The organism is Kocuria sp. NPDC057446 (assembly GCF_042802875.1).
GTDB lineage: Bacteria > Actinomycetota > Actinomycetes > Actinomycetales > Micrococcaceae > Kocuria.
Genome location: NZ_JBHVDI010000024.1, coordinates 20,024 through 33,117 on the forward strand (window position 1 = coordinate 20,024; position 13,094 = coordinate 33,117).

Below are 13,094 nucleotides of genomic sequence, written 5' to 3' on the forward strand. Positions count from 1 at the left end.
CCTACGGGCCCGCTCCGGCGGGGAGCGGAGTAGATTGCCACCATGGACATCCGCGCGGGGGCCGTGTGCGTGCCGGCCGTGCTGGCGCTGCTGCTGACCGGCTGCGCCGCGGACGGCGGCGGGCCCATGGCCACCGGCGACCGCCTGGACGGGCCGGCGGGCGCGCCCGCCCTGGACGTCGAGGTCGTCGTGGAGGACCTCGAGCTCGCGTGGGACGTGGCCCTCACCCCGGCGGGCACCGTGCTGGTGACGGAGCGGGCCGGCCGGCTGCTGGCCCACGACGAGCGGGGCACCCGGAAGGTCGCGGCCGACCTGGACGACCTGTTCGTGGGCAGCGAGGCCGGGCTGATGGGCCTGGAGGTCTCCCCGGACTTCGACCGGACGCGGGAGATCTTCCTGTGCCACGCGACGCGGACCGAGGACGGCGGACCGCGGGACGTGCGGGTCACCCGCTGGCGGCTCGACGAGGACGCCGCGGCGGCCGAGCGCACCGGGACGGTCGTCGAGGGCCTGCCCATCAGCTCCGGCCGGCACAGCGGCTGCCGGCTGCGCTTCCACCCGGACGGCACCCTGCTGGTGGGCACCGGGGACGCCGCGCAGGGCGAGAACCCGCAGGACCCGGACTCGCTCGGCGGCAAGACGCTGCGGCTGCGCCCCGACGGGACGGTCCCGCGGGACAACCCGTTCGCCGACCGGGACGGGCCCGCCGCCGCCGTCCACACCGTCGGCCACCGCAACGTCCAGGGCCTCGCGGTGCAGCCCGGGACGGGCACGGTGTGGTCGGCGGAGCACGGCCCCGGCACGGACGACGAGATCAACGTCCTCGAGCCCGGCGGCAACTACGGGTGGGACCCGGTGCCCGGCTACGACGAGTCCGTGCCGATGACCGATCTGGAGAAGCACCCCGACGCGGTCGGGGCCGCCTGGTCCTCCGGGCGCCCGACCGTCGCCCTCGCCGGAGCGGTCTTCCTCGACGGGCAGCAGTGGGGCGCGTGGGACGGCGCGCTGGCCGTGGCGGAGCTGAAGAACACCGGGGTGGGGGTCTACCGGGTCGAGGACGCCGCGGTCACGGGGCGGACCCGCATGGCGGAGCTGGAGAACGAGTACGGCCGGCTGCGCTCCCTGACCCTCGACGGGGAGGGCGCCCTGTGGGTCACCACCTCCAACGGCGGCGACGACGCGGTCCTGCGCGTCACCCCGCGGCCGCCCGAGGGCTGACCGGTTCCGCAGATCCGTCCTCCGGCGGATCCGCGGCGGGCCGGGGACGTAGCAGGGTGGACCCATGCCCGTTCCTCCTCCCGGTCCCTGCCGCGTCGCGGCCCTCGACGTGGCGCGCGGCCTCGCGATCCTCGGCACGCTCGCCACCAACATCTGGATCTTCAGCCATCCGGGCGGCTTCCTGGGCTATCTGGTCGACCCCCTCGCCGGGACCGTCGACCAGGTCCCACGGATGGTCGAGGCGCTGCTGATGGCCGCGGCCAACGGCAAGTTCCTGGGCCTGCTGATGCTCCTCTTCGGGATCGGGCTCGCCGTCCAGCACGCGTCCGCCCGGCGGCGCGGACGCCCGTGGCCCCGCTCCTACGGGGTGCGGGCAGGGATCCTGTTCCTGGACGGGCTCGTCAACTACCTGCTGATCGTCGAGTTCGACGTCCTGATGGGCTACGCGCTGACGGGGATGGTCGTGGCATGGCTGGTGACCACCTCGGAACGGGTGCAGCGCGTCGCCGCCCTGCTGTGCGCCGCGGCGCACGTCGCGGTGATCGGGGTGCTGACGGCAGTCCTCGTCGTCGTCCCCGCCGGGGACCCGGCCCAGGCCCTGTCCCGTCCGAACCCCTACGCCGACGGCACCTGGTGGGAGCTCGTGCTGCTGCGCGTGGACGCCGCCGTCCTGTTCCGTGCCGAGCCCGTCCTGATCCTCGGGCTGGGGGTGGCCGTGTTCCTCACCGGACGGTTCCTGTGGGAGGCCGGTCTCTTCGCCCCGGAGGGCGGCCGGTGGCGGCGCCGGCTCATGGTCCTGGGCCTCGGCGCCGCTCCGCCCCTGGACCTCGGCCTGAACGTCCTGGGCGGACAGGCCGGTGCCTTCCTCGCCCGCTACACCACCGCCCCTGTCGGGGCGACGGGTCTGCTGGCGCTCGTGGCCCACCTCGGCGTGCGCCGAGCCGGCCGCCGTCCGTCCTGGCCCGCCCGGCGGCTCGCGGAGGTCGGGCGGGCCGCCCTGAGCTGCTATCTGCTGCAGAACCTGGTGGCCTCGGCCCTGTTCTACGGCTGGGGCGCGGGTCTGGCCGTGGCCGCGTCGCCGTACCGGCTGCCCGTCACCGTCCTCGGCTGGCTGGTCGTCTGCGCCGCCGTGCTGGGCTTCGCCCACCTGTGGCTGCGCCGGTTCCCGCGGGGGCCGCTGGAGGAGATCACGGCGCGGGTCACCGGCGCGCGGCGCGTTCTCGAGGCCGTGCCCGCCGGGGGCTGAGAACCCGGTCCCCGACGCCGCACTCCCGGGGCCCGCGCCCGCTCAGGACTCCGCCTGGCCCTGCCGCCAGTAGCCCATGAAGGAGACGTGGTCCTTCGGGATGCCCGCCGCGTCCACGCACAGCCGGCGCAGCGCCTTGACGGTGCCGGACTCGCCGGCGAGGAACACATAGGGGGCGTCGGCGCGCGCGGGAACGGCCACCGACCACGCGCGGGGCTCGGCGGCGTCCTCCACGAGCGAGAGGGCCGGGGTCCCGCGGTCCCGCTGCGGGCGGCGGCCGGCCAGGACGTCGTCCACGGCGCCGCCGGGCAGCTCGAGCAGGCTCGCGAGGCGCACCGCGGCCCGGTGTCCGTGCCCGGCCGGCTCGGGGCCGCCGGCGCGGGGCAGGACGTGCAGCCGCACGTCCGGCAGGTCGGCGGGCAGGCAGTGGGCGGCCACGTCGTCCGGGTGCGGGACCTCGAGCACCACGTCGAGGCGGGGACGCGTCCCACCGTCGACCGGCCCGTGGTGGGCCTCCGTGAACTCCTCCGCGACGGACATCAGGGCCGGTGCCGCGGTCTCGTCCCCGACGGCGAGCACGCGGTGGGCGCCACCGTGGTCCCACGCCGCCCAGGGCCGCTCCCGCGGTCCGGGCCCGAGCAGGTACACGCGCTCGCCGGGGGACACCGCGGCCGCCCACCGGCTGCCCGGGCCGTCCTGGGCGTGCCCGCCGTGCACCACGACGTCGATCACGAGCTCCGGGACCACCATCCCGCAGAACGTGGTGCGCCGGACGCCGCGCACGGTGTAGGTGCGCATCCAGCCGCGCTCCTCGGCGGGACGGGCGAACCAGCCCTCCCGCAGGCCCACGGACAGGTCCGCCCGCTCCGGCTCGCGGTCCGGCGGCGGGACCAGCAGCTTGATGTAGGCGTCGCGGCATCGGGCCCGGTCCCCGGCCCCGATGAGCGCGGGGGACAGGCCGGCGAGCTCCGGGCCCGCCAGGGTGATCCGGCGGAAGGACGGGCACAGCTGGGTCACGGACGTCACGGCGGCCTCGACGCACAGCACGGGCGCGGCAGCCGCATCCGGGGTGGCCTCGGGGGTGGGGAGGGCGGTCACAGCAGGGTCCTTCCGATCTCGGCGGCGGCCGCACGGGGGGCGGGGTCCAGGGACACGGGCGCCGGCGGCGCTGCGGGGTGGGAGCCCTCGTGGGCCCGCCCGCGGGGCAGGACGACGGGCCGCCCGCCCAGGGGATCCCGGGCGACGTCCGCCCGGAGCCCGAAGACCTCGGCCAGCAGCTCCGGGGTGAGCACCTCCGCGGGCGTGCCCACGGCCACGATCCGTCCCGCGGCCATCGCCACGAGCCGGTCGGCCACGCGCGCGGCCAGGTTCAGCTCGTGCAGGACGGCGACGACGGTGGCGCGGCCGGCGCCCGGCCCGTCCGGGTGCTCGAGACCCCGCAGCATGTCCAGCAGGTCCACCTGGTGCGCCAGGTCGAGGTAGGAGGTGGGCTCGTCCAGCAGCATCGTCCGGGCCTGCTGGGCCAGGGTCAGGGCGATCCAGACCCGCTGACGCTGCCCGCCGGAGAGCTCCTCCACCGGCCGCGCCGCCAGGGCCGTGAGCTCGGTGAGCTCCATCGCCCGGGCCACGGCCGCGTCGTCGTCCGGGGAGGGCGCGCCCCACCACCGGCGGTGCGGGTGCCGTCCGCGCTCCACGAGCTCCGCGACGGTCAGCCCCTCCGGGACCACGGGGGACTGCGGCAGGAGGCTGACCGAGCGGGCGTACTGGCGGGCGTGCCACTCGCGCACGCCGCGGCCGTCCGCCTCGAGGGTGCCGGCGAGCGGGCGCAGCTGCCGGGACAGGCCCTTGAGCAGCGTGGTCTTGCCACAGCCGTTGGCGCCGATGAGCACGGTGGTCGCCCCGTGCGGGATGTCGAGGTCCACCTCCCGCACCACGGTGCGGTCGTCGTAGCCCAGGGACAGCCCGCGCATCCGGAACGCGGGGACGTCGGCCTCCGGGTCCTGCACGGGGCGCAGGTCGGGGCGCAGCTCGGGTTTCGTGCCAGGGCTCATGCCAGGGCTCCTCTCCGCTGCCGTACGAGCAGCCACAGCATCACGGGGGCGCCCACGGCGCCGGTGACCACCCCGGCGGGCAGCTGCACCTGCGCGACCAGTCCCGCGCCGATGGAGTCGGCCACCACCACGACCACGGCGCCCACGAGGGCGCACGCCACGATCGAGGTCCGGCCGCGGGTCAGGGCGGTGGCCACCGGGGTGGACATGAGCGCCACGAAGGCGAGCGGGCCGGTCGCCGCGGTGGCCACGGCGGCCAGGAGCACGCCCAGGCCCAGCGCCAGGGCCCGGCTGCGACCCGGGCGCGCCCCGAGCCCGGCCGCCAGCTCGGGGCCGAGCTCGGCGGGCTCGAGCGCGCGGTGCACCGCCACGGCCGCGGGCACCGCCAGCACCAGGCACGCCCCGAGGACGGTGATCCGCTCCCACGTGGCGGCGTTGAGCGAGCCCGCCGTCCAGAGGGCGGCGTCCTGGGCACTGTTCAGGGATAGCCGCACCAGCAGGGCCGCGGTGAGGGCCTGGGCGAGCGCGGCCACGCCGATGCCGGCGAGCAGGAAGCGCTCGCCCACGATCCCACCGGTGCGCAGGCGCACCGAGGCGGTGGCGATGAGGGTCGCGGCGAGCAGTGCCCCCGCCAGGGCGGTCCAGGACACGGCCGTGCCCCGCAGACCCCACACGGCGGTGCCGGCCACGGCCCCCGCCGCGGCGCCGTAGGTGATGCCCAGGATGTCCGGGCTGGCCAGGGGATTGCGGAGCACCCGGCGGAACAGGGCGCCGGAGCAGCCGAGGGCGGTGCCGGCGAGCGCGCCGAGCAGGGCGCGCGGCAGCTTCTCCTGGAGCACGATGAAGCTCGCCCCGGGGATCTGCTCCCCGGCGAGGATCGCGAAGAAGTCCGGGACCGTCACGGTGTAGCGCCCGAGCAGCACGCGCACGGCCAGGGCGGCCAGCAGCGCCAGGGCCAGCAGGGCGACGGCCCGGCGGGTGCGCCGGGACCGGTCGCGGCGCACGCCGCGCACGAGCTCGGCGGCGCCGGGCGCCTCGGGGGCGGCGGGTGCGGGGGCGAGCACGGTGCCGGTCACAGGGTCACGCTCCGTCCCCGGCGCAGCAGCGCCAGCAGCACGGGCACGCCCAGCACCACGGTGGTGACGCCCACGTGGATCTCCTGGGGCGGGGTCAGCACCCGGCCCAGGACGTCGGCCAGCAGCAGCAGCACGGGGCCCAGCACCACGCTGAACAGGACGATCCAGCGGTAGTCGCCGCCGAGGAAACGGCGCACGGCGTGGGGCACGAGCAGCCCCACGAAGGCGATGGGGCCCGCGAGCGCCGTGGCCGAGCCGGAGAGCAGGACCACGCCCACGAACACCAGGAAGCGCTGCACGCCCAGGTCCACGCCGAGACCGTGGGCGAGCTCGTCGCCCAGCGCCATCGCGTTGAGCCCCGAGGAGCCGCCGAGCACGAGGAGCACGCCGAGGAGCACCAGCGGCGCCACGGCGGCGAGGTCGGTGGTCTCGGCGCGGGCGACCGAGCCGATGCTCCAGAACCGGAAGCGGTCCAGGACCGCGGGCAGGACGAGCACCACGGAGGTGGTCAGCGCGGTGAAGCCGGCGTTGACGGCCGCCCCGGACAGGACCAGGCCCGCCGGGGTCGGGGCGCCGCCGCCGAGCCGGGACGAGCCGAAGACGAGCACGGCGGCCACGGCCGAGCCGGCCAGGGCCAGCGCGGTGAGCTGCCACGTGGCCACCAGACCGAGCCAGCCGATGCCGAGGACCACCGCGCACGCGGCGCCGGCGGTCAGACCCAGGAGCCCCGGGTCGCCCAGGGGATTGCGGCTGACCCCCTGCATGCCGGCGCCGGCCACCGCCAGCGCGGCCCCCACGAGGACCGCGGTCAGGGTGCGGGGGATCCGGCTCTGCACCACGGCGGCGTCGATGCCCAGCCCGGCGGAGACCTGGGACCAGCCCCCGCCGAGCAGATCGGCCGGCAGCCCGGTGAGCACCGCCACCACGGTGGCCGGGTCCACCGAGCGGGCTCCCCAGAACAGGGAGGCCGCGGCGGAGAGGACGAGCAGCGCCAGCGCCGCGGACAGGGCGATGCCCCGGCGCCGCACAGCGGTGCCGGGGGCCCGCCGGGCCGGTCGGGCCGGCCGGGCGGGGGAGACCGCGCTCGGGCTGCTCACCGGGACCGGGATCTCACCGACCGCCGGCGGAGGCCGCGGCCTCGGCGATGTCCGGCAGCACGTTCTCGAGGGCCCACGGGATGCTCAGCGGGGAGGCCGCGGAGACCGAGAGCACCTCCTGCTGATCGCTCTGGAGCACGAGGGCGTCGTTCTCGACCGCGGGAACGCGGCTGAGCAGGGGGTCCTTTTCGATGGCCTCGCGCACGCTGTCGTCCTCGGCCCAGCTGACGAAGACGTCGGACGTCAGCTCGTCGGCGCGCTCCGGGGACCAGGTGATGAAGAACTCGTCCTCCTTGCCCTCGGCGGCCTCCGCGACCGCCTCGGACTGGACCATGCCGAGGGACTCCAGGAACTTGGGACGGTTGTCCACCGCGGTGTAGGCGAAGATCTGGTCGGCCGCGGACGGGTCGAGCGTGCCGTACACGAAGGACGTGCCCTCGAGCTCCGGGTACTCGGCGGCGGCGTCCTCGAGCTGCTGCTCGACGTCGGCCACGACCTCGGCGGCCCGCTCCTCCCGGCCCAACGCCTGGCCGATGAGCTCGGTGGAGTCCTGCCAGGACGTCCCGTAGGCCACGGCGTCCTCGGGGAAGCCGACGACGGGCGCGATCTCGGAGAGCTTGTCGTAGTCCTCCTGGGTCAGCCCGGAGTAGGCGCCCAGGATGATGTCGGGCTGGAGCGCGGCGATCGCCTCGAAGTTGATGCCGTCCGTCTCGGCGTAGGTCTCCGGGGCCTCGGCGCCGGACTCCTCGAGCGCGGCGTCGAACCAGTCCGTGGAGCCGTTCTCGTTGGCGCCGAAGTCCAGGGAGGGCACACCGACCGGGACCACGCCGAGGGCGGTGGCGACGTCGTGGTTGACCCAGGACACCGTGGCCACGCGCTCGGGGGCCTCCTCGATCGTGGTCTCGCCGAACGCGTGCTCCACGGTGCGCGGGAACTCGCCGGTGGCGCCCTCCGCGGACGCGGACCCGCTCTCGGCCTCCCCGCCCGCCGGGCCGGTGGAGCACCCGGTCAGGACCAGGGCCCCCGCGGCCAGCAGGGCGGCCGGGGCGAGGACGCGGCGGCGCGCGGGGGAGGGGATCAGCGGGCGCGGAGCGCGGGGGAGCAGAGAGGCCACGGCCACCCTTTCGGACGTCGACAGCGGGGCCGTCGGTGCGGAGCCAGGTGAGGCAAGGGTTGCCTAACCAGTAGGACTGGGATCACCCTAGGGTGTGCTCCGGCCAATACGCAACACGAGCATGATGTAATCGCTCCATCGACGGGTGGGGGACGGCTTGCCGCGCTCCCCGGGGCGCCCGAGCGGACGCTCGCAGACCTCGGTGACATGGTCGAGGCGGCCCGGCGGCCCTGCCTCGGCCACGCCGCGCTCCTCCACCTCCCGGTTGCACGACCTGCCTGCTGGGTCCGCCTGCTGGACCCCGGAGGGACCAGACGGCCGCCGGGGGCGGAGGTCGTGTGCTGCGCGCCACCGGCCGAGCACGGTCTGTGTCCTGCATGGTGGAATGGAGTCCTGGCCCACGGGAGGAGGGGAACGCCGATGAGGTTCCTGCCTGCTGTCGCCGCCCTGATCGCGCTGACGGTCGCCGTGCTCAGCGCGGTCCGGGGCGACTGGGGGGTCGTCGTCGTCAGCGCCGTGCTCTGCGCGATCGCCGTCAGGGCGCAGCTGTTCATCCGGCGCGGCGAGCCCCCGGACCCGGGCGGACCCGAGGAGCACTAGGGGCGGCCCGGGCGGCGCCACCGGGGCGACGCCGGCGCCCGGTGCGGGCGGTGCGCCCCGGCCCGGGCGCCGCCGCGCCGCGGCACCGCGACCACCGCTGCCTCCTGCCCGACCGCTGCCCCCGGTGCCCGCCGGTCCGGTCCCCGCCGGGCCGTCACCGTGAAGGAGGACCTCACCCATGGACGACGACCGGACCCTCACCGCCTCCCAGGAGCTCTCCGCCGCGATCGAACGCGCCCTGGCGGAGAAGGACCTCCCGGCCGTCACCGCGGCCCTGGCGCCGCTGACGGCCGACGAGGTCATCACCGTGCTGGAGCGCCTGGACGCCAAGCGGCGCGCTCTGCTCTACCGGCTGCTGCCCAAGACCACGGCCCTGGAGGTCTTCGAGGGCCTCGACGCCACCCTGCAGGGCGACCTGGTGCGCGGGCTGCAGGACGAGGAGGTCGCCTCCGTCTTCGCCGAGCTGGACCCCGACGACCGCGTCGCCCTGCTCGACGAGCTGCCCGCCTCGGTGACCACCCGTCTGCTGCACCGTCTCTCGCCCGCGGAGCGGGAGCTCACCGCCGCGGTGCTGGGGTATCCGGCGGGCTCGATCGGGCGGCGGATGAGCCCCGAGTACGTGGCCACCCGTCCCGGGACGACGGCCGGCCAGGCCCTCGAACGGGTCAGGGCGCGGCTGTCCGACGCCGAGACGGTCTACACCCTGCCGGTGCTCGACGACCGGCGCCGTCTGGTCGGGATCGTGAGCCTGCGCGACCTGATGAGCGCCGATCCGGGGACGCCGGTCGGGGAGATCCTGCACGAGGCGTACTCGGCCCGGGCCACCGACGACGCCGAGACGGCCGCACGCCGGTGCGCGGACCTGAAGCTGCTGGCCCTGCCGGTCGTGGACGCGGAGACCCGCCTGGTCGGGATCCTCACGGTCGACGACGCCCTGGGGATCCTGGAGGAGGCCGACTCCGAGGACCAGGCCCGGATCGGCGGCTCCGAACCCCTGCGCCGGCCCTACCTGTCCACGCCCGTGCGCTCCATCGTCCGTTCGAGGGTGGTGTGGCTGCTCGTGCTGGCCGTCGGGGCCACCCTGACCGTGCAGGTCCTCGAGGTCTTCGAGGACACCCTGGAGCAGATGGTGGTGCTCTCGCTGTTCATCCCGCTGCTCATCGGCACCGGCGGGAACACCGGCAACCAGGCCGCCACCACTCTCACCCGCGCCCTGGCCCTGGACGACGTCCGTCCCCGCGACATCCTCAAGGTCCTGGCCCGGGAGGTGCGCGTGGGACTGAGCCTGGGACTGCTGCTGGGCGCGGTGGGGTTCCTCTTCGCGTCCGTCGCCTACGGGGTGCCCATCGGCACGGTGGTCGGGCTGACGCTGCTCAGCATCTGCACCATGGCGGCCACCGTCGGCGGGGCGATGCCGCTGATCGGGCGGACCGTGCGGGTGGACCCGGCGGTGTTCTCCAACCCGTTCATCACCACCTTCGTCGACGCCACCGGGCTGCTCGTCTACTTCTTCATCGCCCGGGCCGTCCTCGGCCTGTGAGACCCGCCCGCGGAAAGGACCCCATGCGCACCACTGCCCGGAGCACCGTGCTCGCCGCCCTGTCCTGGTGGGGTACGGGCGTGCTGCTCGGCGCCTCGGCCCTGCTGCTGCGGGAGCCCTCAACGGCGGTGTACCGGGCCGTGGCCCACGCCGGGCTCGACTGGCCCGAACTGCTGGCGGACGTGCTGATCCTGGGACTGACGGCCTGGTTCGGGGCGGGGATGTGGCAGGCCCTCCGGTCGGACCCCACCCGGGCGGCCACTGGCCTGGCCGCCGGAGCCGGCGTGCTCGTGGCCTACGGCTCCAGCGAGACGGTCAAGCTCCTGCTCGCCCACGACCGCCCGTGCCGCAGCGTCCTCCCGGACCCGCAGTGCCCCGGGGTGGGCAACTGGTCCTTCCCCAGCAACCACGCCACCATCGCCTTCGCCGTGGCCACCGCCGTGGTGCTCCTCGTGGCCCGGTGGTGGGCCTGGACCGGGTTCCTGCTGGCCCTCGTCGCCGGCTCCTCCCGGGTGGTCGACGGCGTGCACTTCCCCCACGACGTCCTCGCCGGTGCCGCCCTGGGCGTCGGCACCACCGTGGCGTGCGCCCTCGTCCTCACCCGTTGGGCCCTGCCCCTCGCCGAGCGCCTCGGCCGGGCCCCGCACCCGTCCTCACCCGGGTGACGGCCGCGGCTGCGGGAGCACCGCGCCGCCGCTCCCGCAGCCGCGGCGGAGGGCTCCGGCCGTCACCCGCTCCCGGTGCCGCCGCCCGATCCGGCGGTCTTCCGGCGGCCGGCGGGACGAGTGGTGTTTCCGCGGGTCCTGCCCCAGGATTGAGCGGTGCCCGACGACTCCTCCGCCACTGTCGACCCCTCCGCCACCGCCGGCCACATGACCGGCCACGACCCGGTGCCCGAGCTGCTGGTCGGCCTGGTGCTCTCGCCCCAGATCGCGGGCGCCCTGCCCCGCGACCTCCCGGCCGCCCTGCCGGGGCTGCTGCACGAGCGGTTCCCGGGGGTGCGCTGGCGGGTGGCGGCGGTGACCGACCGGCTGGTCGTCCCGCCGGCCGACGGCCTGGACCTGCTCGAGGCCGCCCGCGACCGGATGCTCGACGAGGACTGGGACCTCGTGGTCGTCCTCACCGACGTCCCGCTCAAGGACGGCCGCTCCCCGGTGCTCACCCAGCTCAGCCCCGTGCACGGGGTGGGCCTGGTCGCCGTCCCGGCCCTCGGCGCGCTGCACGTGGGGCAGAGGGCCCGGCAGACGACCGTGCGGGTGGTCGGCCGGCTGCTCGGCCACGACACGGAGGACACGGACGACGCCGACGCGCAGGAGGAGCTCGTGCGGCGGGCACGGCAGCGGGCGGAGGACCTCGGGGACCGCCCCGAGGACAACGCCGTGCAGTTCACCGCCCGCGTCCTGGGCGGCAACGTGCGCCTGCTGCTGGGGATGATCCGCGCCAACCGGCCGTGGACCCTGGTGGTGCGGCTGTCCCGGCTGCTCGCCCTGGCCGCGGCGACCGGTGTGCTCACCCTGGTCGCCTCCGACCTGTGGCTGCTCGCCGCCGCCTACGGGCCCTGGCGGCTCGGTCTGCTGGGCCTGCTGTCGATCGCCGCGGTGACCGGCGCGCTCGTGGTCGGCGCCCGGCTCTGGGAGCGCCCGCGCCGGCGGGCCGAGCGCGAGCAGGTGGCCCTGTTCAACCTCGCCACCGCCGCCACGGTGGCCATCGGCGTGTCCGTCTTCTACCTCGCGGTCTTCGCCCTGTCGTGGCTCGGGGCGCTGCTGCTCGTGGACCGCGGCGTCCTCGAGGAGGTCATCGGGGAGCCCGCCGGGGCGGAGGAGTACGTCAAGCTCGCATGGCTCACAGCCACCCTCGCCACCGTGGGCGGAGCCCTCGGGGCCGGGCTCGAGGACGACGACGCCGTGCGCGCCGCGGCGTACACCCGCTCCGAGCCCTGACCAAGCCCTGACCGAGCCCTGACCGAGCCCCGACCGAGCCCCGACCGGGCCCTCCTGGGCCACCACGGTCCCCGCACGGACGCCGACGATCAGTAGACTTGGTGTTCCCGGGGTGCTCCCGGAGCCGATCCGGAAGGACACCATGGCCGCCACGCAGCAGAGCCCAGCGAAGCCCCGCACGCCCCGGCTGCGGCGCAGCAACTGCCACCGCCCCGGGATCAGCCGCCGGGGGTACGGCAAGGGCTTCGCCTACCGGCACGCCGACGGCACGAAGGTCCAGGACCGGGACGAGCTCGAGCGGATCCGAGGGCTGGCGATCCCCCCGGCCTGGCGGGACGTGTGGATCAGCCCCGTGCCCAACGGGCACATCCAGGCCACGGGCGTCGACGACGCCGGGCGGCGCCAGTACATCTACCACCCCCGGTGGCGGGAGCTCAAGGACCGCGAGAAGTTCGACCGCGTCCTCGACTTCGGCGACACGCTGCCGCAGGCCCGCCCGGCCGTCACCCGGCTGCTGCGCTCGGAGGGCGCCACGGAGGAGAAGGCCTGCGCGGCGGCCTTCCGGCTCATGGACGAGGCCGCTCTGCGCGTGGGCAACGAGGAGTACGCCCAGTCGAACGGCTCCTACGGCGTGACCACGCTGCTGGTCCAGCACGTCCGGGTGGACGGGCGGGACGTGCACCTCGACTTCCCCGGCAAGAGCGGGCACCGGTGGACGCTGAGCCTCCGGGACGCCGATCTCGCCGCGGCGCTGGCCCCCATGCTGGAGCGCGGCCCGGACGAGACCGCCCTCGCCTACCGCGACGAGGACGGTGCGTGGGCCGGCATCACCAGCGCCCGGCTCAACGACTTCGTGCGGGACCGGTGCGGTCCCGACTTCACCGCGAAGGACTTCCGCACGTGGCAGGGGACGGTCACCGCCGCGATGGCGCTCGCCGCCCGCGCCGACACCCGGCCCAGCGAGAGCGCCCGGAAGAAGGCCGTCTCCGCCGCCATGCGGGAGGTCGCCGGGCACCTCGGCAACACGCCCGCCATCGCCCGCAGCTCCTACACGGACCCGCGGGTGATCGACCGGTTCCTGGGCGGCGAGACCATCGACGCCGCCACCTACCGGGCCGCGGAGCGCTCGCTGCGCGCGTTCCTCACCTGAGCCGCGGCCCGTCCTCCCCGTCGGGCGGCGCCGCCCCGGCCGGAGCGGGACGGCCGGACGGC

Annotated in this window: 12 protein-coding genes; 7 read left to right on the top strand and 5 right to left on the bottom strand. The window is 75.9% G+C overall.

The annotated features are described in order from the left end of the window. The first annotated feature begins 42 nt into the window (after positions 1–42). Together ACFU0Y_RS05050 and ACFU0Y_RS05055 are read left to right on the top strand one after the other, a co-directional pair. Positions 43–1,218 (top strand): PQQ-dependent sugar dehydrogenase, encoded by a 1,176-nt coding sequence (locus ACFU0Y_RS05050; RefSeq protein ID WP_380213354.1) that lies wholly within the window; start codon positions 43–45, stop codon positions 1,216–1,218. A gap of 64 nt (positions 1,219–1,282) precedes the next feature. Next, positions 1,283–2,464, top strand: a complete 1,182-nt coding sequence (locus ACFU0Y_RS05055; RefSeq protein WP_380213355.1) for a DUF418 domain-containing protein — start codon at positions 1,283–1,285, stop codon at positions 2,462–2,464. Between the two features lie 42 nt (positions 2,465–2,506). Here ACFU0Y_RS05055 and ACFU0Y_RS05060 read toward each other — a convergent pair whose 3' ends face one another. Genes ACFU0Y_RS05060 through ACFU0Y_RS05080 form a run of 5 tightly spaced genes read right to left on the bottom strand, consistent with a single transcriptional unit; the run spans position 2,507 to position 7,802 of the window. Further along, positions 2,507–3,562 carry a siderophore-interacting protein gene (locus ACFU0Y_RS05060; protein WP_380213356.1) on the bottom strand — a complete coding sequence of 352 codons (1,056 nt, stop codon included), beginning with the start codon at positions 3,560–3,562 and terminating at the stop codon, positions 2,507–2,509. Continuing rightward, positions 3,559–4,515: an ABC transporter ATP-binding protein gene (locus ACFU0Y_RS05065; RefSeq protein WP_380213357.1), complete on the bottom strand. Its 957-nt coding sequence runs from the start codon at positions 4,513–4,515 to the stop codon at positions 3,559–3,561. Before ACFU0Y_RS05065 ends, ACFU0Y_RS05060 begins: the two co-directional genes overlap by 4 nt. Beyond that, positions 4,512–5,591: a FecCD family ABC transporter permease gene (locus tag ACFU0Y_RS05070; RefSeq protein WP_380213358.1), complete on the bottom strand. Its 1,080-nt coding sequence runs from the start codon at positions 5,589–5,591 to the stop codon at positions 4,512–4,514. Before ACFU0Y_RS05070 ends, ACFU0Y_RS05065 begins: the two co-directional genes overlap by 4 nt. Further along, positions 5,588–6,688, bottom strand: coding sequence for a FecCD family ABC transporter permease (locus ACFU0Y_RS05075; RefSeq protein WP_380213359.1), 1,101 nt, complete (start codon positions 6,686–6,688; stop codon positions 5,588–5,590). The genes ACFU0Y_RS05070 and ACFU0Y_RS05075 overlap by 4 nt, the downstream gene beginning before the upstream one ends. A 13-nt stretch (positions 6,689–6,701) precedes the next feature. Beyond that, the gene (locus ACFU0Y_RS05080; protein WP_380213360.1) at positions 6,702–7,802 is read right to left on the bottom strand and encodes an iron-siderophore ABC transporter substrate-binding protein; all 1,101 of its coding nucleotides are present in this window, start codon (positions 7,800–7,802) and stop codon (positions 6,702–6,704) included. Positions 7,803–8,222: 420 nt separating this feature from the next. Here ACFU0Y_RS05080 and ACFU0Y_RS05085 point away from each other — a divergent pair, with 420 nt between their 5' ends. From ACFU0Y_RS05085 to ACFU0Y_RS05105, 5 genes are all read left to right on the top strand, one after another. Further along, the gene (locus ACFU0Y_RS05085; protein WP_380213361.1) at positions 8,223–8,402 is read left to right on the top strand and encodes a hypothetical protein; all 180 of its coding nucleotides are present in this window, start codon (positions 8,223–8,225) and stop codon (positions 8,400–8,402) included. A gap of 178 nt (positions 8,403–8,580) precedes the next feature. Further along, positions 8,581–9,942 (top strand): magnesium transporter, encoded by a 1,362-nt coding sequence (gene mgtE, locus ACFU0Y_RS05090; protein ID WP_380213362.1) that lies wholly within the window; start codon positions 8,581–8,583, stop codon positions 9,940–9,942. Between the two features lie 23 nt (positions 9,943–9,965). After that, complete coding sequence (locus ACFU0Y_RS05095; protein ID WP_380213363.1) at positions 9,966–10,607, top strand: phosphatase PAP2 family protein; 642 nt, start codon at positions 9,966–9,968, stop codon at positions 10,605–10,607. A gap of 156 nt (positions 10,608–10,763) precedes the next feature. Continuing rightward, positions 10,764–11,882, top strand: a complete 1,119-nt coding sequence (locus tag ACFU0Y_RS05100; RefSeq protein ID WP_380213364.1) for a hypothetical protein — start codon at positions 10,764–10,766, stop codon at positions 11,880–11,882. 142 nt (positions 11,883–12,024) lie between these two features. Continuing rightward, complete coding sequence (locus ACFU0Y_RS05105; protein WP_380213365.1) at positions 12,025–13,032, top strand: DNA topoisomerase IB; 1,008 nt, start codon at positions 12,025–12,027, stop codon at positions 13,030–13,032. Positions 13,033–13,094 lie beyond the last annotated feature (62 nt).